Origin of the sequence: Paractinoplanes toevensis (genome assembly GCF_018332695.1) — a bacterium.
GTDB lineage: Bacteria > Actinomycetota > Actinomycetes > Mycobacteriales > Micromonosporaceae > Actinoplanes > Actinoplanes toevensis.
Genome location: NZ_BOQN01000011.1, coordinates 143,434 through 163,695, shown reverse-complemented (window position 1 = coordinate 163,695; position 20,262 = coordinate 143,434). Strand labels below are relative to the sequence as shown.

21 protein-coding genes are annotated in these 20,262 nt (G+C 69.5%); 4 read left to right on the top strand and 17 right to left on the bottom strand.

Annotated features, from left to right (window positions below; all coding sequences use genetic code 11):
- Window positions 1–5: 5 nt before the first annotated feature.
- The 9 genes from Ato02nite_RS04965 to Ato02nite_RS04925 all read right to left on the bottom strand — a co-directional run bounded on the left by Ato02nite_RS04965 (window position 6) and on the right by Ato02nite_RS04925 (window position 8,592).
- The gene (locus tag Ato02nite_RS04965; RefSeq protein WP_239147432.1) at window positions 6–377 is read right to left on the bottom strand and encodes a VOC family protein; all 372 of its coding nucleotides are present in this window, start codon (window positions 375–377) and stop codon (window positions 6–8) included.
- The gene (locus Ato02nite_RS04960) at window positions 374–1,141 is read right to left on the bottom strand and encodes a fumarylacetoacetate hydrolase family protein (protein ID WP_213005159.1); all 768 of its coding nucleotides are present in this window, start codon (window positions 1,139–1,141) and stop codon (window positions 374–376) included. Before Ato02nite_RS04960 ends, Ato02nite_RS04965 begins: the two co-directional genes overlap by 4 nt.
- 1 nt (window position 1,142) lies before the next feature.
- Complete coding sequence (locus Ato02nite_RS04955) at window positions 1,143–2,573, bottom strand: NAD-dependent succinate-semialdehyde dehydrogenase (RefSeq protein WP_213005158.1); 1,431 nt, start codon at window positions 2,571–2,573, stop codon at window positions 1,143–1,145.
- On the bottom strand, window positions 2,570–3,478 hold the full coding sequence (locus Ato02nite_RS04950; RefSeq protein ID WP_213005157.1) for a VOC family protein: 909 nt from the start codon (window positions 3,476–3,478) through the stop codon (window positions 2,570–2,572). Before Ato02nite_RS04950 ends, Ato02nite_RS04955 begins: the two co-directional genes overlap by 4 nt.
- Window positions 3,479–3,566: 88 nt before the next feature.
- Window positions 3,567–4,475: a LysR family transcriptional regulator gene (locus Ato02nite_RS04945; RefSeq protein ID WP_213005156.1), complete on the bottom strand. Its 909-nt coding sequence runs from the start codon at window positions 4,473–4,475 to the stop codon at window positions 3,567–3,569.
- A 101-nt stretch (window positions 4,476–4,576) separates the two neighbouring features.
- Entirely contained in the window at window positions 4,577–5,521 is a 945-nt protein-coding gene (locus tag Ato02nite_RS04940) for a sugar ABC transporter substrate-binding protein (RefSeq protein ID WP_213005155.1), read from the bottom strand.
- Window positions 5,522–5,559: 38 nt separating this feature from the next.
- Window positions 5,560–6,531: an ABC transporter permease gene (locus Ato02nite_RS04935; RefSeq protein ID WP_213005154.1), complete on the bottom strand. Its 972-nt coding sequence runs from the start codon at window positions 6,529–6,531 to the stop codon at window positions 5,560–5,562.
- A complete protein-coding gene (locus tag Ato02nite_RS04930; RefSeq protein ID WP_213005153.1) occupies window positions 6,528–8,024 on the bottom strand; it encodes a sugar ABC transporter ATP-binding protein in 1,497 nt (498 codons plus the stop codon). The genes Ato02nite_RS04935 and Ato02nite_RS04930 overlap by 4 nt, the downstream gene beginning before the upstream one ends.
- Window positions 8,005–8,592 carry a carboxymuconolactone decarboxylase family protein gene (locus tag Ato02nite_RS04925; protein WP_213005152.1) on the bottom strand — a complete coding sequence of 196 codons (588 nt, stop codon included), beginning with the start codon at window positions 8,590–8,592 and terminating at the stop codon, window positions 8,005–8,007. Before Ato02nite_RS04925 ends, Ato02nite_RS04930 begins: the two co-directional genes overlap by 20 nt.
- A gap of 156 nt (window positions 8,593–8,748) precedes the next feature.
- Here Ato02nite_RS04925 and Ato02nite_RS04920 point away from each other — a divergent pair, with 156 nt between their 5' ends.
- Complete coding sequence (locus Ato02nite_RS04920) at window positions 8,749–9,159, top strand: cupin domain-containing protein (protein WP_213005151.1); 411 nt, start codon at window positions 8,749–8,751, stop codon at window positions 9,157–9,159.
- Here Ato02nite_RS04920 and Ato02nite_RS04915 read toward each other — a convergent pair.
- Entirely contained in the window at window positions 9,113–11,095 is a 1,983-nt protein-coding gene (locus Ato02nite_RS04915; protein ID WP_246606104.1) for an ATP-binding protein, read from the bottom strand. The two genes, Ato02nite_RS04920 and Ato02nite_RS04915, sit on opposite strands and share 47 nt — an antisense overlap.
- A gap of 155 nt (window positions 11,096–11,250) precedes the next feature.
- Here Ato02nite_RS04915 and Ato02nite_RS04910 point away from each other — a divergent pair, with 155 nt between their 5' ends.
- Window positions 11,251–12,525, top strand: coding sequence for a toll/interleukin-1 receptor domain-containing protein (locus Ato02nite_RS04910; RefSeq protein WP_213005150.1), 1,275 nt, complete (start codon window positions 11,251–11,253; stop codon window positions 12,523–12,525).
- A 94-nt stretch (window positions 12,526–12,619) separates the two neighbouring features.
- Here Ato02nite_RS04910 and Ato02nite_RS04905 read toward each other — a convergent pair whose 3' ends face one another.
- The 4 genes from Ato02nite_RS04905 to Ato02nite_RS04890 form a co-directional block, all read right to left on the bottom strand.
- Entirely contained in the window at window positions 12,620–14,086 is a 1,467-nt protein-coding gene (locus Ato02nite_RS04905) for a glycoside hydrolase 5 family protein (protein ID WP_213005149.1), read from the bottom strand.
- Between the two features lie 173 nt (window positions 14,087–14,259).
- On the bottom strand, window positions 14,260–14,841 hold the full coding sequence (locus Ato02nite_RS04900; RefSeq protein ID WP_213005148.1) for a dihydrofolate reductase family protein: 582 nt from the start codon (window positions 14,839–14,841) through the stop codon (window positions 14,260–14,262).
- A 66-nt stretch (window positions 14,842–14,907) separates the two neighbouring features.
- Complete coding sequence (locus Ato02nite_RS04895; protein ID WP_213005147.1) at window positions 14,908–15,747, bottom strand: helix-turn-helix domain-containing protein; 840 nt, start codon at window positions 15,745–15,747, stop codon at window positions 14,908–14,910.
- A gap of 33 nt (window positions 15,748–15,780) precedes the next feature.
- Window positions 15,781–16,266, bottom strand: a complete 486-nt coding sequence (locus Ato02nite_RS04890) for a winged helix-turn-helix transcriptional regulator (protein ID WP_213005146.1) — start codon at window positions 16,264–16,266, stop codon at window positions 15,781–15,783.
- Between the two features lie 73 nt (window positions 16,267–16,339).
- Between Ato02nite_RS04890 and Ato02nite_RS04885 the strand changes: the two genes are divergently transcribed.
- Both Ato02nite_RS04885 and Ato02nite_RS04880 read left to right on the top strand, forming a co-directional pair.
- Complete coding sequence (locus Ato02nite_RS04885; protein ID WP_246606102.1) at window positions 16,340–16,927, top strand: dihydrofolate reductase family protein; 588 nt, start codon at window positions 16,340–16,342, stop codon at window positions 16,925–16,927.
- A complete protein-coding gene (locus tag Ato02nite_RS04880; protein WP_213005145.1) occupies window positions 16,921–17,751 on the top strand; it encodes an MBL fold metallo-hydrolase in 831 nt (276 codons plus the stop codon). Before Ato02nite_RS04885 ends, Ato02nite_RS04880 begins: the two co-directional genes overlap by 7 nt.
- Here Ato02nite_RS04880 and Ato02nite_RS04875 read toward each other — a convergent pair.
- From Ato02nite_RS04875 to Ato02nite_RS04865, 3 genes are read right to left on the bottom strand one after another with little or no spacing between them, the layout of a single operon-like run.
- Complete coding sequence (locus Ato02nite_RS04875) at window positions 17,713–18,330, bottom strand: 4'-phosphopantetheinyl transferase family protein (protein WP_213005144.1); 618 nt, start codon at window positions 18,328–18,330, stop codon at window positions 17,713–17,715. The two genes, Ato02nite_RS04880 and Ato02nite_RS04875, sit on opposite strands and share 39 nt — an antisense overlap.
- Complete coding sequence (locus Ato02nite_RS04870) at window positions 18,320–19,630, bottom strand: lysine N(6)-hydroxylase/L-ornithine N(5)-oxygenase family protein (protein WP_213005143.1); 1,311 nt, start codon at window positions 19,628–19,630, stop codon at window positions 18,320–18,322. Before Ato02nite_RS04870 ends, Ato02nite_RS04875 begins: the two co-directional genes overlap by 11 nt.
- Window positions 19,631–19,641: 11 nt before the next feature.
- Window positions 19,642–20,259: an isochorismatase family protein gene (locus Ato02nite_RS04865; RefSeq protein ID WP_246606101.1), complete on the bottom strand. Its 618-nt coding sequence runs from the start codon at window positions 20,257–20,259 to the stop codon at window positions 19,642–19,644.
- Window positions 20,260–20,262 lie beyond the last annotated feature (3 nt).

The window sequence follows — 20,262 nt, the reverse complement described above, 5'->3', positions numbered from 1 at the left end:
GTCTCCTAAGCCGGACGGTTGCCGTGGTAGACGAGCTCGATCATGGTGTGGTCGGGATCGTGGATGTAGCAGAACTTCGACTTGTTCTCCGGCCTCTCGACCGGCCGGGTGTGCCGGATCCCGAGCTCCTTCAGGTGCTCGAGGAAACCGTCCCAGTCGTCCACCTCGATGGCGAAGTGATAGGGCGCCATCCGGTCCATCTCCTCGACCGGGGTGAAATGCAGGTCGAAGTTGCCGCGGGTCATCAGCACGACCCGGGTGTTGCTCTTCGGCGTGATCGCCTTGAGCCCGAACACCTTCGAATACCACTCCTTGGTGCGTTCGGGATCGGTGGTCGGAAAGTTCACGTGGTGGATGTACCGGGGTTTGTTGCTCACGATTCCTCCTGGACGGGATTGCTCAGCACGCCGATGCCGCTGATCTCGATGTCGACGACGTTCCCCGGTTCCAGCTGGACGGTCGCGTCGGCACCCATCCACAGCACGTCGCCGGGGTGCATGGTGATGTATTTCGTCGTCTCCACGATGTAGTCGAACGGGTCGAAGATCATCGCTCCGGTTGCGAACCGGGCGCGGACCTCGCCGTCGACCCGGCAGATCGTGGTCTGCGCGAGGGGATCGACATCCGTCTCTATCCACGGGCCCATCGGCTTGAACGTATCGCTGTTCTTGCTCCGCCAGAAGGTGCGGTCGCTGTTCTGCCATTCCCGGGCGGAAACATCGTTGCCGATGGTCCAGCCGAAGATGCTTTCCTGCGCCTCCGGCCGGGAGGCCTTCTTGAGCGTACGGCCGACAACCGCCACCACCTCGGGTTCGGCCTCGAAGCGGCCCGCGACTCCGGCGGGGCGGACGATCGGCGAGAGGTGACCGGTCAGCGCGTTGCCGGCCCGGTAGCCGACCTCGGGCCGGCCGGGCAGTTCGGCGGCCGCGTATCCGCGTGCCCGGGCGTGCTCGATGTGGCCGCGGTAGTTGAGCCCGACCGCATAGAAGACCGGCGGGACGATCGGCGGCCGCCACCGGGCCGCGGTGGCCGGGATGATCCGCCCGTCGGGCCGGCCGCCCTCGATCGGCGAGCGGTCGAGCAGCCGGATCACGTCGTCCTCGACCAGTCCGAAGCCATCGTCGGTGCGGCAGTACCGCACGTCAGTCCACCAGCAGGTGCGAGACCCGCTTGGTGACCAGGTAGCCCTCGAGACCCTCGGGACCGCCCTCCTTGCCGTACCCGGATTGTTTGACCCCGCCGGAGGGCGCCTCGTGGACCGACCCACCGCAGTGGTTGATCGAGAGAATGCCCGCCTCGAAGCCGCGGATGAGCTTCTCGGCCGTGGCCGAGGAGCGGGTGAAGCCGTAGGCGGCGAGCCCGTAGGGCAGCGCGTTCGCGATCCGGAGGGCGTCGTCGAGGTCGCTGAACGACACGATCGGCGCGATCGGGCCGAACGGCTCCTCGGTCATCACCCGGGCGTCGGCCGGCACGTCGGTGAGCACGGTCGGCGCGAAGAAGAAACCGGCCCGGTCGAGGCGCTCGCCGCCGCGGATCAGGTTGGCGCCGCGGCTGACCGCGTCGGTCACGAACTCCTCCATGGCTTTCAGCCGACGCGGGTTGGCGAGCGGGCCCATGGTGACGCCGTCCTCGAGGCCGTCGCCGACGGTCACCCGGTCGGTGGCGGCGAGGAACTCGGTGACGAACTCGTCGTAGACGTCCTCGTGCACCAGGAACCGGCTGGGCGAGGTGCAGACCTGGCCGGCGTTGACGAACTTGGCGAACGCGGCCTTGCGCGCGGCCGCCACCGGGTCGGCGTCGGCGCAGACGATGACCGGGGCGTGCCCGCCCAGCTCCATCAGGCACGGCTTCATCTCGCTGCCGGCGTGCGCGGCGAGCAGCTTGCCGACCGGGATCGAGCCGGTGAACGCGACGAGCCGGATCTCCGGCTTGGCGATCAGGTGCTTCGACACCTCGGCCGGGTCGCCGAAGACCAGGTTGAGCACGCCGGCCGGCACCCCCGCCTCGGTGAAGCAGCGGACCAGCTCGCAGGCGGTGCCGGGGGTTTCCTCGGAGGCCTTGATGACGATCGAGCAGCCGGCCGACAACGCCGCCGCGATCTTGCGCATCGGCGATCCGGCCGGGAAGTTCCACGGCGTGAACGCGGCAACCGGCCCGACCGGCTCGTGCCGCACGGACAGCACGGTGTCGTCCGCGGACGGGATGATCCGCCCGTACGCCCGGCGGGCGTCGTCGGCGTCCCAGCGCAGGGCGCCGGCGACGCGCAGCACCTCGCCCCGCGCCTCCTTGAGCGGCTTGCCCTGTTCGAGGGTCATCACCCGGCCGACCCGGTCGGCCCTTTTCACCAGCAGGTCGGCAGCCCGGTGGAGGATCGCCACCCGCTCGGCGATCGAGACGGCCCGCCAGGTGGCGAAGCCCTTGACCGCCGCGGCGACCGCGCGGTCCAGGTCGGCGGTGGTGGCGAGCGGCAGATGCCCGAGGATCTCCTCGGTGGCCGGGTTGAGCACCGGAACGGTCTGCCCGCCGCTGCCCTGGGTCCACTCGCCGTCGATGAAGAGGCCGAAGTCGGTCATGACTGCTCCCGGGAGGTCCGCAGGGTCCAGATGTGGTGGGGTGGCGCGGTCTCGTGCACGCGCGTGCCGTAGGTGTCGTCGACCCGGTCCATGTCGGCGGCCAACTCGACCCGGCCGCCGCAGGGGGCGTGCACGAACCGGAAGACGTTCGAGCCGACGGTGTGCCGGCCGAGGCGGCGCGCCTCCAGCCAGCCTTTCTCGATCATGTGGTTGCCGCCCTCGATCACGTCGTCGAAGCCGGGGACCTCGAACGAGACGTGGTTGACGCCGGCCTTGTCGGGCCGGTGGCAGAGCAGGAAGTTGTGCTGGTCGGCGTCGCCGGGCACGCGCATGAACACGCCCATCGGCTTGACCACGTCGGTGGGGATGAAGCCGAGCCGGTCGACGTAGAACGCGACCGCCTCCTCCCGGCCGGGCTTCGGGATGTTGAGCGCGACGTGGCACATGCGCAGCGGCCGCACCCGGCCGACACTGGCGAGCGCCTCGTTGACGCGATTGACGAAACCGGTCACGTTGGCCTTGCGGGGACCGACCGCCTCGTACCCGCTCGTGCCCGCCACGGTGAGGCCGACGCCGAAGCCGGTCTCGTCGACGGTGTGGAAGACGCCGTCGGCATCCCTGGTGACCTCGCGGTCGGTGCCGACGGCGGCGACGAAGGCGGCCAGGTCGGCCTCGTCCTCGGCGCCCCACACCACCTCGCGCAGGGTGTTGCCGCCCTCCACCGGTGGCGGCAGGCCGTCGTCGTCGCCCGCACGCAGGTACAGCTTCTGGCCGATCCGGGTCGCGAAGGTCGCGTGCTTCTCCTCTTCACCAAGAAGATCAAGACCGAAATCGGTGAAGAAGCGTACGCACGTCTCGAGGTCGTCCACCGTGTAGACGACGGACTCGATCCGCTGGATTCCCATTTCGCCTCCGCCCTTTATAAATGGCTGTTTCGATCCTATGGGCGGCGAGCGGGTCATCGGCATGCCGATGACGCAAGCCTTGGTTGCTCTACTCGAATGCTGGAATGGGATTCGCCGAGAACCATTCGGTGAGAAATCCGAGGAAGACCTCGACCTTGCGCGGCGCCTGCTGGGCCGGGCCGTAGATCGCGTACAGCGAGCGGCTCGGTACCGGCAGCTCGGGCAGCAGCACCCGGAGCGTGCCGTTCACCAGGTCGTCGTAGGCGGGCCGGCTCGGCAGCAGCGCGATGCCGCGCCCGTGCACGCACGCCTTCTGCAGGGCGATGTACGAGTTCGAGCTGAACGCCACGTTCCGGATCTTGTGCAGGGTGCTCTCGTGGCCGTGCCCGATCCGCCAGACCGGGTCGTTGGAGTGCACCAGGCAGTCGTGGTTGTTCAGGTCGTTCGGGTCGGTGAGCTCGCCGTGCTCCTTGAGATACGCCTCCGAGGCCACCAGCACGAACGGCAGCGACGCGATCTTCTTCAGCCGGACGCTGGAGTCGCGCAGGTCGCGGGTGTGGAACGCGATGTCGAAGCCGGAGTCGAGGAAGTCGTAGGTGCGGTCGGACATCCCGCCCAGCTCGAACCGTACGGCGATCTTGGGATGGGCCACCGAGAACGCGGCGATCGCGTCGCCGAGGTCGAGACTGCCGATCCATTTCGGGCAGATGATCGACAGCGGGCCCTCGGGCCGGTCGTGCAGCTGCGCGATCTTCTCGTCCTCGGCGTCGATCTCGTCGAGGATCCGGTTGGCGAACTCGCTGTAGCGCAGGCCCGGTTCGGTCAGGCTGACCGACCGCGCGGTGCGGTTGACCAGCCGTACGCCCAGTTGTTTCTCCAGGTCGGCGACGTGCCGCGAGATGAGCGAGCCGGAGGTGCCGAGCTGTTTCGCGGCGCCGGAGAAGCTGCCGACCTTGGCGACGGTCACGAAGCTGCGCATGACGAGGATGCGGTCCATGGGCCCTCCCGCCCTCGGGTCACGCGGCGGCCGATTCCGCCGCGTGACCGGGGTTTGTTACGTCGGTAACCTAATTGTCAACAATCTCGCTGACAAGGGGGTCACGACAGGCAATACTTGGGCGCCTCGGCCAGGTTGTCCTTGGTGATCAGCTTGATATCGATGTTGGCGATTTTGTCGGCCTGCCCCTTGTTGAGCAGGATCAACGTGTTCTTCACCGCCAGCGAGCCGATGTCGTTGGCCGAGTTGGCCACCGTCGCCGCGAACTTGCCGTCCTTCACCGCGGCGAGACCGTCGTCGGTGCCGTTCACCGTGACGATCTTGACGTCCTTCCCGGCCGCCTGGAACGCCTGGTAGGCACCGAACGCCATGTCCTCGTTCGCGACGAACGCGTACTTGAGGCCGGGGTGGGCCTGGATCATGTTCTCCGCGACGTCCTGCGCCTTGGCCCGGTTGAACATGCCCGGCTGGTTGGCGACGACCTTGACGTTGGCCGGCAGCGCGCCGGTGAACCCGCCCGACAGCAGGTCGCTGGCCGCGCCCGGGGCGCCGGCGATGACGCCCGCCTCGGCCTGCGCACCGGCCGCGTCCTTCGCGATCCAGCCGGCGTCGAGCGCGCCGACCTGCTTCAGGTCGACCACGACGGCACCGAGGATGTCGGAGGTGTCGGAGGTGATCACCGAGGTCATGAAGATCGGGATGTTGGCGCTCTTGGCCTTGGCGATGTCGTTCTTGAGCGCGTCGACGTTCACCGTCTGCACGATCAGCGCGCTGACGTTCCGCGAGATCATGTCCTCGATGTTGGAGAGCTCGGCGGCCGGGTCCTGCTTCGAGTTCGCCGCGATGACCTTGGCGCCCTCGGCACTTGCCTCGCTCTCGATCGCCTTCTGCAGGCAGGTGTGGAATTCGGTGGTGGCGCCGTTGACGAAGCCGAGCGTGACGCTCTTGGCATCCGTACTGCCGGCCGCGGAATCGTCACCGCAGGCACTCAGCGAGGCGATTCCGAGGGCGGCGGTAAATATGACGGCGAGAAGTTTTTCAGGCATGGCGTCATTGCCTTTCCAATTATCGGGAGTGGGGGAATTCAGTGCCGGCGTCGTTGCAGGAGATTCGCGATCGCCGCGATCAGCAGCACGGCGCCGACCGAGATCTGCTGGTAGTAGCTGTTGATCTGGAGCAGGTTGAGCACGTTGGCGACCACGCCGAGCAGCAGCACGCCGAGCACCGTGCCGAAGACCGTGCCCTTGCCGCCCGCGAGGGAGGTGCCGCCGATGACCACCGCCGCCACCGCGGTGAGCTGGAGCTGGAGGCCGCCGGTGCCGGGGCTGCTGGCGCCGAGCCGGGCCAGCAGCATGATGCCGGCGAGGCCGGAGAGCGCCCCGGCCAGGCCGTAGAGCAGGAGTTTGTCCCGGGCCACGTTGATGCCGGACAGCCGGGCCACGTCCTCGTTGCCGCCGATCGCGAACGCGTCCCGGCCGAACGTGGTGTAGCGCATCACGAAGGCGGTGACGGCCAGGACCACGATCGCGACGATCAGCAGGTTGGGCAGGCCGAACGTCTTGCCGATGCCGAGCGGGGACAACTGGTCGTCGATCGACACGCTCAGCCCGTTGATGACCAGCAGCGCCACCCCGTCGAGCAGGGTCGCGGTGGCCAGCGTCGCAACGAACGGCGCCACCCCGGTGAACGTCACCACCGCCCCGTTGACCAGCCCGATCACGGTGGCCAGCAGGATCGACAGCAGGACGGTCAGCCAGATCGACCGGCCGTGCGCGAACATCTGCGCGGCGACGGCGGTGGTGACCGCGACGTTGCCGCCCATCGAGAAGTCCATGCCGCCGGCCGTCATCAGCAGGGTCAGCGCGGCCGCGATCACCGCGACGACGCTGACCTGGCGCAGCACGTTGAGGATGTTGTTGGTGGACAGGAACGAGTCGGTCCGCAGACTGGCGAACACCACGATCGCGACCAGCACGATCAGCAGGCCACCGTGGGCGAAGCCGCGGGGGAGCACGCGGCGGCGGGTCGCCACCGGCGCGGTCAGGGTCGTGGTCACGAGATCGCTCCTCCCAGGGCGACGGCGACGAGTTCGTCGCGGGTGATGCGGTCGATGTCGTACTCGGCGATGGTGCGGCCGTCGCGGACCACGACGACCCGGTCGGCCAGCCGCATCACCTCGTCGGCGTCGCTGGACGCGAGCAGGACGGCCACCCCGCCGGCGGCGAGCGCGTCGACGAGCACGTGGATGTCGGCCATGGCGGCGATGTCGACGCCGTTGGTGGGGTCCTCGAGCAGGCAGGCGACCGGCGCGGTGCCGAGCCACTTGGCCAGCAGCACCTTCTGCTGGTTGCCGCCGGAGAGCAGGCCGACCGGCGGGTTCGGGCTGAGGGTCACGACCCGGTAGTCGTCGCGCAGCGGGGCGGCGCGGCGGGCGAGCCGGCCGCGGCGGTGCAGGCGGCGGCGGTCGAGGCGGTCCTGGGCGAGCATCAGGTTCTCGTCCACGGTCAGCTCGGCGATCAGGCCGAGCCGGCGGCGGTCGCCGGTCACGCAGCGCAGGCCGCCGGCGAGCGAGCGGGCGACCTTGCCGAACGGGATGCCCTTCCCGGCCACCTCGAGTCGGCCGCGGGCCGGGCGACGGCGTCCGGAGAGCAGGTCGAACAAGCGCGACTGGGCATCACCGGCCGGTCCGAGAACGGCCACCACTTCGCCTTTGCGGACTTCGACCGTGAAGTCTTCGATGAACCGCCCGTCGGCGAGGTCGCTGATTCTCAGGCCTACGCCCGATTTATTGGAGATGCGCGGCGGCCGGGTGGACACCACGTCGCGGCCCACCATGCTGCGCACCAGGTCGGTCTCGTCGGTCTCCTTGGCCAGGCCGGCCCAGACCACCCGGCCGTCGCGCAGCACGGTGATCCGGTCGGCGAGGGCGAGCACCTCGGCGATGTGGTGCGAGATGAACACCACCGCGACGCCCGACTCGCACAGCCGCCGCACCAGCGCGTGGATCTGGGCGGCCGCCTCGGCGCCGAGGCAGGCGGTCGGCTCGTCCAGGATCAGCACCCGGCCGCCGCGCCGCACCTCACGGGCCACCTCGACCATGGTCTGCTCGGCCACGGTCAGGTCGCCGGCGAGCGCGTCCACGTCGACGTCGATCCCGAGATCCCGCAACGCCTGCCGGGCGTCCCTCCGCGCGGCCTTCCAGCGCACGAGAGAGGTACGGGTGGGCAGGTCACCGAGCATGATGTTCTCGGCGACGGTCAGCGTCATGACCAGTTCCCGGCGCTGCGGGACGGTGGCGATGCCGAGCCTCCGGGCCTTGCGCGCGGTCATCTGCCCGGCCGCGGCCCCGCCGATCTCCAGCACGCCGTCGTCCGGGTTCTGCGCGCCGGACAGGATGCGGACCAGCGTCGACTTGCCGGCCCCGTTCATCCCCATCAGCGCGTGCACCTCGCCCGGGTAGAACTCGACGTCGACGTCACGCAGCGCGACCGCCCCGCCGAAGCTCTTCGAGATGCCCCGGGCCCGTATCTCAGCCGCGGGTGCCGTCATCGCCCACTCGCCGGTAGCCGCGGATGTCGGGGAACGGCGGCTGCCGGTCCGCCTGCAGATCCACCTGGAACGCGTTGAGCAGCATGCCGAGCATGGTGAAATTGCCGAGCGCGCCGACCGTGTCGACCAGTCCCTCGGCGCCGAAATACGCACGGGCCCGCTCGAACGTCTCGTCCGCCACGAAATGGTCCTCCAGCAATTCCTGGCAGAACTGGTAGAAGGCGTCGTCCTCCGGATTGTCGAAGACGGGCTTTCCGCGCTCGGCGATCGCCTCGACGGCCGCGACCGGGATGCCCTCCTCGACCGCCTTGGCGACGTGCGCGTTCCACGAGTACTGCGCGTCCCGGTGCCGGGCCGCCAGCAGCAGCGCCAACTCCCGCAGCCGCAGCGGCAGGCTCGACTCGAACCGGCAGTAGGCGCCGAGCGCCTCCACCCGCTCGCACAATTCGGGGCTCTGAATCCAGACCTGGAAAGGCCCGCGTACGGCTCCCCGCCGCCCGGCGATTCGCGCGCTGATCTCCTGCTGCCGTTCGGTCATCGCGTCCGGCTTGATGACGGGAAGTCTCATCGACGGCCAACCCCTTTGTGATACCGCACACTCCGGATGGGTGTTTCGCAGGACCGTAACAACGGGGTGGTACGCCACCACAGGTCGTTGGGCGCAAGGTAAGGCTGCACTTCTCGTATCGCTGATCACCCCCCGCGCGGGCATAGCCTCGAAGCCATGACGGTGATCATCAAGGCGGCAGACGTACGGGTGCTCGACCGCGGCGGCTCGGTCGCCACCACTCCCCTGATCACCACGACCGCGGCGGCCGGCGAGAACCGGATCACCAGCGGGATCAGCGTCTACCCGGCCGGCACCGGCGCCCCGATGCACTCGCACAACTGCGACGAGCACGTGACGATCCTGGACGGCTTCGCCGAGGTCGTGGTCGAGGGCACGGTGACCCGCCTCGAGCGGTACGACACCACGTACATCCGGTCGCCGATCCCCCACCTGTTCCGCAACGTCGGCACCGAACCGCTGCGGATCCTGTGGGTCTACACGTCGGGGACCGTGACCCGGACCTTCACCGAAACCGGCATCACCGTGGAGCACCTGTCCGCGGAAGATCAGATGGTGCGCCGGTGAGCGCCTCGTGCAGCTTGTGCAGCAGCTCGCCCGACGTGAACGGCTTCTCCACGAACGGGATGTCCGACTCCAGCACCCCGCTGCTGCCCAGCAGCCCGTTGCTGTAACCGGACATGTAGACCACCGGCAGCCCCGGCTCGCGGTCGTGCACCAGCTCGGCCAGCCGCGGCCCCGACATCTCCGGCATGATCACGTCGGTGAGCAGGGCGTCGCAGCCCTTGTCCTGGTAGAGCTGGAATGCCTCGGCGCCGGTCGCGGCGGCCAGCACCCGGTAACCGTTTCCGGTCAGGATGCGATGCACGACCCGGGCCAGCGCCGCCTCGTCCTCGACCACCAGGATCCGCTGGCCGCGACCCTTCGGCGGCACCATCAGCCGGGTGCCGGTGCTGGCCGGGCCGGCCGACTCGGTGGCCAGCGGCAGGTAGATCCGGAACGTGGTGCCGACCCCCGGCTCGGAGAAGACGTTGATGCTGCCGCCCGCCTCGGCCACGATCCCGTACACGGTCGCCAGCCCCAGACCCGTACCCTTGCCTCGGGGTTTGGTGGTGTAGAACGGCTCGAAAATGTGCGTCGCCACCTCGGCCGACATGCCCTCGCCGGTGTCACTGACCTGGATCCGGGCGTAAGCCCCGGCGGCCACCGCCGGCTGCATGTTGATCTCCTGGCCGTCCAGCTCGGCCTCGTCCGCCTCGATCACCAGGGTGCCGCCGCCGGGCATCGCGTCCCGCGCGTTGATCGCCAGATTCAGCAGCACCTGCTGGAGCTGGCCGGGGTCGCCGTGCACGATCAGCGGGCCCTTCGGTTGCCGGGCGAACAGCGCGATGTCCTCGCCGATCGTGCGGTCCAGCATCGCTCGGACCTCGGCGATCGCGTCCCGCAGATCGATGTCCTGCGGCTGGATGGTGTCGCCCCGGGTGAAGGTGAGCAGCTGCCGGGTGAGGTTCATGGCCCGGTCGGCGGCGGTGCGCACGTGCTCCAGGTCGGCCCGCACCGCGTCGTTGCCCTCGGCCGCCTCCGCCGCGAACTCGGTGTAGTTCACGATGATGGCGAGAATGTTGTTGAAGTCGTGCGCCACCCCGCCGGCCAGCTTGCCCAGGCTCTCCATGCGCTGCTGCTGGTGGGTGCGCTCCTCGACGGCCCGCTCCCGGTCGGCGGCCTCCTTGGCGGCGCCGATGTCCCGGGCCACCACCGACGTACCGGAAACCTCGCCGTTCCGCTCCCGGACCGCGGCCAGACTGATCGACAACTCGATCGGCGACCCGTCCTTCCGCAGCCGCCGGGCCTCGTAGCTGATGTTGCGCTCCCCCGCCCGGACCCGCGCCTGCACCTCCTTCTGCTGTTCATAACCGGTCTCGTCGGTCAGCACCCCGACCGACCGGCCGATCATCTCGGCGGCGGTCCAGCCGAACATCTGCTCGGCACCGGCGTTCCAAGCGGTCACGATCCCGTCCAGGTCGATGCCGATCAGCGCGGCGTCGGTGTGCTCCACCACCGCGGTCAGCGTGATCAGGTGACTCTCGGCCACGTCGCGCGCCGCACGCTCCCGGGCGTCGGCCTCGTCGAGCCGGCGCTGCTCCCACGGGGACACGTACATGGCGCCCTTGCCGAGCAGGACGCCGTAGCTGCGGCGCAGCGTCCAGTAGTAGACGCCGACGGCGGCGGTGAACAGATCCCAGACGGCGGTGGGCCAGGCCTCGTTCATCGAGTGCCCGAGGTGGGTGCCGCCGCCGTCGGCGTAGGTGAGACTGCGGTAGGCGAGGTACGCGTGCAGGCCGTGCCCGACCGCGCAGCTGAAGAAGATCAGCGCGGTCGCGACCGCCAGCTTGTTGGTGCGCAACTGCCCGGCCCGGCTCACGGGCACCACGATGGCCACCATGATCGCCGCGTAGGCGACCATGATGACCAGATTGCCGAGCAGAAAAAGCTGTTCCGGCACGATCGTCCTATCGGTCGCACGCACTGATCGCTGAGCTCGGGATTCCGGCCACGGACCGGCGGCCGGTGCGGTGCCCGGTCGTGGACGGCTCCGTCACGCTCGGCTGACGGTCTGTCATGCTGGGTCGCGGAGCAGCGGAAGATCGGACCAGCCTCATGCCTACGCCTCTGCAGAAGCGACCCAACGACCTGTTCGTCAGCTACGGCCACGCCGACCGCGAGCTGGTCGGGCCGGTGGTCGACTGGCTGCGAAGGTCGGCCCAGCTCAAGGTCTGGTACGACGGCACCAGCGGAAACGCCGCCCAGCGCTCGACCGAACTGCTGGCCGGTGGGCTGGCCTCGGCACGCGGTGCGCTCTTCTTCCTGTCCCGGAACTGGGAAGCGTCGACGTGGTGCAAGGACGAGCACGAGTACGCGCTGACCGAGCGCCGGGCGAACAGCGCCTACTTCGCGGTGGCGGTCAGCGTCGGCGAGCTGGAGATCCCGGCCTGGTTCAAGCTCGCCGACGTTCTCGACCTGCGGACGTTCGACGTCAGTTCGGCGGCACCCCTGCTCCGCTCGCTGGCGCCGGGCTCGGCCCTTCGCCTCGACAACGATCAGGACGTCTATTTCGCCGGGCCGTGGAGCAATCCGAGCGCCGCGGCCAAGAAGACCGTCGACGCCCTGCAGCACATGGGCTGGCGTCTGGTCGGCGACTCACCGGACCATCCGCACTTCAACGAGAGTGAAGAACGGATCAGTTCCGTCATCCGGACGGCGCAGGGCCTGGTCGCGGTGCTGCCGCTGCGGCCGACCAGCGGGCCCCACTTCACCTCGCCGTGGATCCTCAAAGAGATCGAGATCGCCCAGCGCCTGCAACACCCCTACCTCGTCCTGGCCGAGGAGGGCGTGTCCGCACCGCCCGAGCTGGCCGAGACCGCGTTCGGAGGCCGCTCCTTCACGCTCCCGGCGGACGGCCCGAACGACGAGATCCGCACCGTCCTGCAGGCCTACGACGACATGCTGAGCTTCCGCCCGCACCACGACGACCGGGCCTACTCGTTCTTCGCGGCGTCGCTGCTCGGCGTGGTCGACGAGATGGAAGCACTGGTGTCGGTGGTGGAGCGGACGACCAACATGCCATGTGTCCGTGGTCAGTACCTGTCCGGGCAGCACGCCCAGGGGGCGATCATCGAACGCATCCGCAACGCCGCCTTCGTCATCGCGGACGTGACCGACGACAACCGCAATTCGCTGATCGAGGCCGGTGTCGCCCGCGGGGCGGGCACCCCGCTGCATCTGCTGTGCGCAGCGCCCGCCGACGGTTCCCACAAGACCCGCTTCATGTTCCAGGACATGGAGGTGAATTGGTACTCCAATTCGCTGGAAAGGCTGGGAATCGTCTACCGCATAGCCAAGCGGTATCGGCGACGAGTCCTGGATCATTACTGAGGGTTATTCAGGACCCACCTCGAGTTGCAGGCTGCCGCAGGTCGGCGACTTGATCTCCACCGTCCTGAATAATCCTCACTGACCCTCGCCGTTGTCAGGAGATCGCGACGTCGTCGTACCAGACGGTGCCGGTGTTGTCGCCGGACTTCAGGTGCAGTTGGACGCTTGCGGCGCCGGCCGGTGCGACGGCATCCACGAAGAGCTTCGTCCAGCCGGTGGTGCCGGTCGGCAGGCGGTTGGAGGTGTTCTGGCTGATCCACGTGCCGTTGATGTCGAACCAGCTCAGCGCGAGCTCGGTGATGCCGGTGGCGGCGGTGCCCCGGGCGTACGCCTCCGCGTGCCACGGGGATCCGGCCTGGACCGGTGTGATCGGCGAGGTCAGCAGGGAGGGCAGGTTGCTCCCGCTGCGGGTGGTGCCGGAGAACCGGGCCGACTGGGTGCCGGTGCGGGGCATGTCGGTGGTGATGACGGCCGCCCCGGCCTGCGGAAGGTACTGCCGCCACGGTGAGTTGGCCGCGGCGGCTTCGAAGCCCAGGTTCAGAATGCTGTTCGGGGTGGCCCCGGTGGTCCACGCGGCGCCGACCACGGAGGCGCCGAACTTCGCGGTTCCGTCGGTGCGGTAGAGGCCGTACCGGTATTGGGCGGGTTGGGTGGACACCTGCGAGTTGGCCGGGATGGCGCCGGTGGCGAAGTCGTTGAGCGTCCACGGTGCCACCGAGCCGACGCCCGCTTCCTGGGCGCCGCGGAAGACCCGGGCGAAGTAGGCGGCCTGCTCGCCCTCGGTGACCGACAGGGTGCTGAGACCGGTCTCGCCGATGACCATCACGTCGGGGGCCACCGCGGTCTGGGCCCGGCGGATCTCGGCGAGGGACCGCTCGGACGCGCCGTAGAAGTGGAAGTCGTAGTAGTCCAGCGGGGTGGTGGCGAGCTGCGACTTGAGACCGGCCATCCCGGTGGCGCCGCTGGTGCCGTCGACCGTCAGGGTCAGCGGCATGGCCGGTGCGGTGGCCCGGATCGCCGGGATCAGCTGGCGGGCCCAGGCGATCGCGGTGGCGTCGCCCGGCGGGATCTCGTTCTTCAGCTCGACGGCGATCACCCGCGGATCGTCCACGTACGGCGACAGCAGGCTCAGCGCCCAGATGACGCTGTTGTCCACATCGGTGTAGCCGTTCCACCAGTCGAACAGCGTCAGCTTGACGCTCAGGCCACGGGCCTCGGCGATGCCGATGAACTGGCTGAGTTTCGCGGTGTAGGCGGCGCTCGGCGTCGGGTAGCCGAACGTCTGCGGAAACACGATGACCCGGACGGCATTCGCACCGAGGGTGGCGGCCCGGGCCAGGTCGGTGTCGATCCGAACCGGGTCGAAGTTCGTCCACATGTTCGTCCAGCCCGCGTTCGACGGGTAGTAGTTGATCATCTTCGCGGTCTGGACGGCGGCCATCCGGCTCGCCAGGGTGGGCACGGCAGCGGTGGTCGCGGCGTGGGCGAGCGAGGCCGGAATCATCGTGCTCACCAGCAGGACGGCGGCCGAAACGGCGGCACGTAAGCGGAAATTGCGCATGCGGAAGCCAGCCTTTGCATAATCCATTCGGAGGCGAATCGTCGTTGAATTGCCGATGCATCAGGGCATCTATTCACGACGGTAAGTTCCGCAATGCGCGTTCAGCAATGACTACCGCATGCCAGGAGACAGATACGGATGAATGAAGAAGAATAAGATCGCAAATTCTTCGGTCAACGGCGCACCGGAAAGCGCAGGTGAAGCACCCGGTCGCTCTGAATCACCACGTCCGGATCAGCCAACAGGTGCTGCGCGTCGACCGACCCGAAGTAGCGCTTGCCGGACCCGAACACGACGGGTACGACGTCCATGCGCACCTCGTCGACCAGGCCCGCGGCCAGCGCCTGGCCACCGACGTCGCCGGCGGCGACCTCGACGATGCGGTCACCCGCGAGCTCCTGCGCCTTGGCCACGGCTGCCTCGACGCCGTCGACGAAGTGGAACGGTGCCCCGGGGTCCCAGCCCTCGGGCGCCGGCCGGTGGGTCACGACGACCACGTGGTCGATCCCGCTCGGCGGCTTCCCGTCCCAGCCGTCCGTCAGGTCGAAGACGTGGCGGCCGGCGATCGTCACCCCGATCTGGTCCCAGTACGCCCGGGTGTAGTCGTAGGAGGTCCGCGACACCTTCACGTAGCCGCTGTCGTCCAACGGGATGTCACCGCCGGACAACCAGTCGAACAGCGGTCCGGGCTGGTCGTTCTCGTCCGCGATGAAGCCGTCCACCGACACCGAGCTGTACATGACCACCTTGCCCACGGGGCTCTCCTCTGCTTCGGGGTGCCCCCAAATTAGCGGCTCGTGAGCTGTGGCTCTTGTAAGAAATCAATCGGCCGGCAGCGGCCAGCCGTCCAGCACGTGGCCGGGATGTTCGCGCAGGAACCGCCGCCGGACCTCGACGTACCGGGTCGGGGTGAGCCCGGTGAACGCCCGGAACTCGTGGTCGAAGTGGGCCTGGTCGAAGTAGCCCGCGCCACCGGCGAGATCGCTCCAGTCGATCGGCCCGGCGGGGTCGATGGCGAGCACGGTGGCGGTGAAGCGGTAGGTGCGGGCCAGCCGTTTCGGCGTGACGCCGATGAGCTCCTTGAACCGCTGGGCCAGATGAGTGCTGCTGACACCGGCCGCCACCCTCAGGTCGCCGATCGCCACCGCCCCGCCGGTCGCCGCGATGACGCCGGTCGCATGGCGGACCAGGCCCAGACCGGCGGTCTCGCCCAGCCGCCGGATCAGCTCCTCCTCGAGCAGCGTCAGCATCTCGTGCACTCCGTCCGCCGTGGCGAGCCGGTCGCGCAGCTCGGCAACGGCGGGCCGGCCCCAGACCTGCTCCAGCGTCACCGGCCGGTCGCACAGCTCGGCCGCGGGCATCGGCAGGAACGACGCCGGCCCCCACGGCTTGAAGTGCACGCCGACCGACCTGGTCCGGGGCGGGTAGCCGAACTCGAACGCGCGGGTGGGCATCGTGACCACGCAACCGTCGGCGTACTCGGCCGTCTCGATGTCGGTGCCGGCGCGGATGCGGAACGGCGCCCCGAGGTTGACGATGAGAAACGCCGCCGGACTGGCCGGCAGGGTCAGCCGGGCGTACGGCGGCGCGCCCTCCAGGTAGTAGAGGTCATCGATCAGCCCGTCCAGCGGCGGCCGCGGCACTCTGGACACGTACTCCATGCCCACAGCATCGCCGACGCCCCGCCGAGGCGGTTATCGGGGCTGCGCGGCGGAGTAGGCGGCGTTCAGCCGGTCGAGTGGCCCCGGCCCGGCGTCCGGCCGCGGCGGGGCGTCCAGGTGGCGCACCCGGAGCTCGTCCATGAACTCCTCGATGAAGGCCGGGCCCAAGTCGCGCATGAGTTGCTGCCTGGTGCGGAGCTCGTCGCTGCCGGCGCACCAGTCGAGGCCCCAGTTTCCCAGGGCGTAGATGACCGGCAGGGTCTGGATGCCGGCCTCGGTGAGGCTGTAGCGGGCACGCTGCCCCCGCGCGGCGGCGCCGCGGGTGAGGATGCCGGCCTCCACGAGCCGCACGAGGCGGTCGGCGAGAATGTTCGACGCGATGCCCTCGATCGATCCGGTGAGCAGCGCCCGGAAGTAGCGGCGGTCGCCGAAGATGACGTCGCGGAGCACGAGCAACGACCAGCGATCTCCGAGCACCTCGACGGCGGCGTTGATCGGACACCCGGACCGTGGTTCCACGACTCCTCCTTGACAGGCACTTCGACCCCAATATAGTGGTTGCAAATCGCAACCACTAGGTGAGGAGGGGATCATGGGCCGCTTCGTGTACTGGATGAACGTGTCCCTCGATCTGCGGATCGAGCAGGTTCCCGGGGACGACGGCGACGGCGAGTGGCTGCGCATCGACGAGGAGCTGCACCGCGAGTTCAACGCGCGGGCGCGCGGGCTCGCCATGATGGTCCAGGGCCGGGTCATCTACGAGACGATGGAGCAATTCTGGCCGCAGGCCCGCGAGGACGCGTCGCTGCCGGACTTCATGCGGGAGTACGGCGAGATCTGGACGGCCGCGCCCAAGGTGCTCGTCTCCCGCACCCGGCACAGCGCCGGCCACCACACCCGGGTCTTCGGCGGTGACGACACGATCGAGCAGCTCGCCGCGCTGCGGGCGGAGACGGACGGCGCCATCGGCGTGGGCGGCGCGACGGTCGCGACGCAGCTGCTGCGGGCGCGGCTGCTCGACGAGTTGCTGCTGTTCACCCACCCCTCGATCCTCGGCTTCGGCCGGCCGCTGTTCGACGACTACGACGTCCCGACCGACCTCGACCTGATCGAGCACCGATCGTTCAAGAACGGCGTCACCATGCACCGCTACGCCGTTCGCGACGTCATCCCGTGCTGAGCCCGGTCGCGGCCGGGGTGCGGGTCCACGAGAGCGAGTTCCTGCAGAGTAACGGCATCGTCGTGCAGGGCCGCGAGGGCGTGCTGCTCATCGACCCAGGGGTGCAGGACCACGAGCTGGCCTGCCTGGCAAATGACCTGTCAGACACGGTGGTGGCCGGCTTCTCGACCCACCCGCACTGGGACCATCTGCTCTGGCACGCCCGACTCGGCACGGCCCCCCGATACGGCACCGAGCGCTGCGCGGCCGTGGTCCGGGAGGAACTGTCCGACCCGGACGCCAAGGCCCACATCACCGAACATCTGGCGGAGACGGAGATCGCTGGGCAGCTCTCGCTCGATCAGTACGGCCTCATCAGCGCCCTGCCCGCCGGGACGACGCAGATCCCGTGGGACGGCCCCCGAGTCCGGATCATCGAGCATCAGGCGCACGCACCAGGCCACGCGGCACTGCTCGTCGAGGAACACGGGGTTCTGGTCGCCGGTGACATGCTCTCCGACGTCCTGATCCCGATGCTCGACCCGCACGGCAGCGCCGACCCGATCGAGGATTACCTGGCCGCGCTGGACCTGCTGGCCGGCGTGCCGGCCGACGTTGTCGTCCCCGGCCACGGGTCGGTCGGCGGGCCCGGCGAGCTGACGGCACGGATCGAACAGGATCGGGCGTACGTGCTCGCCCTGCGCGACGGCCGCACTCCCGACGACCCGCGGATCGGCCCGTCGGCCAGGCCCGGCTGGGAGTGGGTGAGCGACCTGCACAACGGCCAGGCCCAGCGCCTGCGGGCGTCAGCGGGGCACGGTCACGGCGGCCAGCAGCAGGCCTGAGCCGGTCAGCCAGCGGCCCTCGAAACCGGACACCGGCCCGTCCACCAGGATCTCGGCGCTGAACGTGCCGCCCTCGCGCAGCTCGACCCGGGCCTCAGTGAAATCCAGCCAGCGCCGGGCCAGCGGAAACCACGCTTTGTAGATCGACTCCTTGGCGCAGAACAGCAGCCGGTCCCGGCCGGGCCGGCCGGTCAGTTGGGCGCGCTCCTCGGGGAGGCTGATGGCCTCCAGGACGCCGGGCGGCAGGGGCTCGTCCGGCTCGGCGTCCACGCCCACCGAGGCGTACGCGTCAAGTCGGGTGACCACCGCGGCGCGGTAGCCGTCGCAGTGGGTGATGGAGCCGGCGATGCCCGGCGGCCAGCCGGGGGCGCCGCGCTCGGCCGGCAGGATCGGCGCAGGGGGGACGCCCAGCTGGTGCAGGGCCTGCCGGGCGCACCACCGGCCGGTGGCGAACTCCCGGCGCCGCTTCGGCACCGCCTTGGCTACGACCTGCTCCTCCACCGGGTAGAGCGCGCCGGGGACCTCGTCGTCGAAGCGCTCCGCCCAGGCCACTCCCGGCGGGAGCAGGTCACCGATCACCGATCATCGCCAGCGGCCGGGGAAGGGTCTCCGGCACCGGGCCCCGCTCCCCCGCCGCGATCGAGGCGACGATCTCGCCGGACCGGACGGCCACCGCGGAGAGCAGCGTAGAAGTTATTCCGTGCGCGTGTTCGGTGCCGCCCTGCAGGTAGATGCCCGCCCGCAGGCTGTCGTCGGTGACGATGCGGTAGTCGCGGCGCACGCGCAGCAGATTTTCCTCGTCGCGGTGGCAGAGCGGGGCGGCCGCGCCGAGCAGGCGGCTCACGTCGACCGGGCGGTAGCCGGTGGCGTACACGATGGCGTCGGCCTCCAGGCTGGTGCGGTCGCCGGTGGGCAGGTGCTCGACCTCCGCGGTGACGCCGTCGGGCCGGGGGGCCAGGTCGGTGATCCGGGAGGCGTTGAGCATGCGCAGCCGGGTGCGGCCCAGGACCTTCTCGCGGTACGCCCGGCGGTACAGGTCGGTGATCAGCTCACCGTCGACCACCGAGTAGTTGGTGTTGCGGTGGTAGTCGAACAGCATCCGCTTCACGTCCTCGGGGGCGTCGAAGTACAGGTCGACGGCCTGGGGGTCGAAGATGCCGTTGGCGAAGTTGCTGTCGTCGGCCGGGCTGTAGCCGTAGCGGAAGAACACCGAGCACACCTCGGCCGTCGGGTACCGCTCATGCAGGAACGATACCGACTCGGCGGCGCTCTGACCGGCACCCACGACGATGAAACGCCGCGGCGCGGCCACGTCGAAGGTGGCGGCCCGGTGCAGGATGTCCAGGTTGTGCCAGACCCGCTCGGCCGGCTGGATCTCCGGTGGCAGGCTCGATTCGAGGCCGACGGCGACCGAGATGTTGCGGGCCCGGAAGTGGCCCCGGTCGGTGATCACGTCGAGCATCTCGCCGCCGGCCGCCGGGCGTACGTCGGTGACGGTGTGGCCGTACCGCACCTGGTCCCGCACCCGGGTGGCGGCCCACGCCATGTAGTCGTGGAACTCGACCCGCAGCGGGTACATGCTCTTGTAGTTGATGAAGTCGGCCAGGCGGTCGTGCGCGTGCAGGTAGGACACGAAGCTGAAGTCGCTCGCCGGGTTCCGCATGGTGACCAGGTCCTTGAGGAACGACACCTGCATGGTGGCGTCCTCGAAGAGCATGCCCCGGTGCCAGCCGAAGTCGTCCTGCTTCTCCAGGAAGATCGCGCGCACCCGGTCGGTCGCCGCGGCGCGGGCGTTGTGTTCCTCGACGGCGATGGCGAGGGCCAGGTTGGACGGGCCGAACCCGATGCCGACCAGGTCGTACACGTCGTTGTCCTGCATGGGATTGCCTTTCACAGAGCGTCGGCGATCTCGGCGGTGGTGGCGACCACGCCGCAGCGCTCGGCCACGTGGCGCAGGGCGTCGCGGTGGTGGGCCGGGCTGAAGTCGGCGACCGCGTCGGCCACCACGAACGGCTGGATGTCCCGCATGAACGCGTCGAGAGCGGTGGCGAGGACGCCGATGTGCGCGTAGACGCCGGTGATGATCAGCTGGTCCCGGCCGCCGAGCTGATCCGCGAGCGGCGTGCCCACGAAGGCGCTGTAGCGGCGCTTGGTCAGGCGGATGTCGCCGTCGCCGGGGGTGAGCGCGTCGACGATGGCCAGGGCCTGCTCGTCGGGCGGCGGGCCGTCGCCCCAGAAGTCCTGCAGCAGGCCGCGTTCGGACAGCGACTGGCCGCCGGGCTGGGCCGAGAAGAACACCGGGACGCCCACGTTGTGCGCCTGCTTGCGCAGCATGGCGATGTTGTCGATGACCCGGGCCATCAGCGCCTGGTCGGCGGTGCCGAAGGGGGCCAGGAAGTAGTTCTGCATGTCGTGCACCAGCAGGGCGGCGCGGCTCGGATCCGGGCGCCAGTCGACCTTGTTGGCCGGGCCGGTGGGGATGGGGTACGGCGTGATGCGTGGCAGCATCGG

Excerpts from the sequence above, each read along its gene's own strand:
- Ato02nite_RS04955 (WP_213005158.1), bottom strand. The coding sequence starts at position 2,573 with ATGACCGACTTCGGCCTCTTCATCGACGGCGAGTGGACCCAGGGCAGC.
- Ato02nite_RS04950 (WP_213005157.1), bottom strand. The coding sequence starts at position 3,478 with ATGGGAATCCAGCGGATCGAGTCCGTCGTCTACACGGTGGACGACCTC.
- Ato02nite_RS04945 (WP_213005156.1), bottom strand. The coding sequence starts at position 4,475 with ATGGACCGCATCCTCGTCATGCGCAGCTTCGTGACCGTCGCCAAGGTC.
- Ato02nite_RS04940 (WP_213005155.1), bottom strand. The coding sequence starts at position 5,521 with ATGCCTGAAAAACTTCTCGCCGTCATATTTACCGCCGCCCTCGGAATC.
- Ato02nite_RS04930 (WP_213005153.1), bottom strand. The coding sequence starts at position 8,024 with ATGACGGCACCCGCGGCTGAGATACGGGCCCGGGGCATCTCGAAGAGC.
- Ato02nite_RS04925 (WP_213005152.1), bottom strand. The coding sequence starts at position 8,592 with ATGAGACTTCCCGTCATCAAGCCGGACGCGATGACCGAACGGCAGCAG.
- Ato02nite_RS04920 (WP_213005151.1), top strand. The coding sequence starts at position 8,749 with ATGACGGTGATCATCAAGGCGGCAGACGTACGGGTGCTCGACCGCGGC.
- Ato02nite_RS04910 (WP_213005150.1), top strand. The coding sequence starts at position 11,251 with ATGCCTACGCCTCTGCAGAAGCGACCCAACGACCTGTTCGTCAGCTAC.
- Ato02nite_RS04905 (WP_213005149.1), bottom strand. The coding sequence starts at position 14,086 with ATGCGCAATTTCCGCTTACGTGCCGCCGTTTCGGCCGCCGTCCTGCTG.
- Ato02nite_RS04895 (WP_213005147.1), bottom strand. The coding sequence starts at position 15,747 with ATGGAGTACGTGTCCAGAGTGCCGCGGCCGCCGCTGGACGGGCTGATC.
- Ato02nite_RS04885 (WP_246606102.1), top strand. The coding sequence starts at position 16,340 with ATGGGCCGCTTCGTGTACTGGATGAACGTGTCCCTCGATCTGCGGATC.
- Ato02nite_RS04870 (WP_213005143.1), bottom strand. The coding sequence starts at position 19,630 with ATGCAGGACAACGACGTGTACGACCTGGTCGGCATCGGGTTCGGCCCG.
- Ato02nite_RS04865 (WP_246606101.1), bottom strand. The coding sequence starts at position 20,259 with ATGCTGCCACGCATCACGCCGTACCCCATCCCCACCGGCCCGGCCAAC.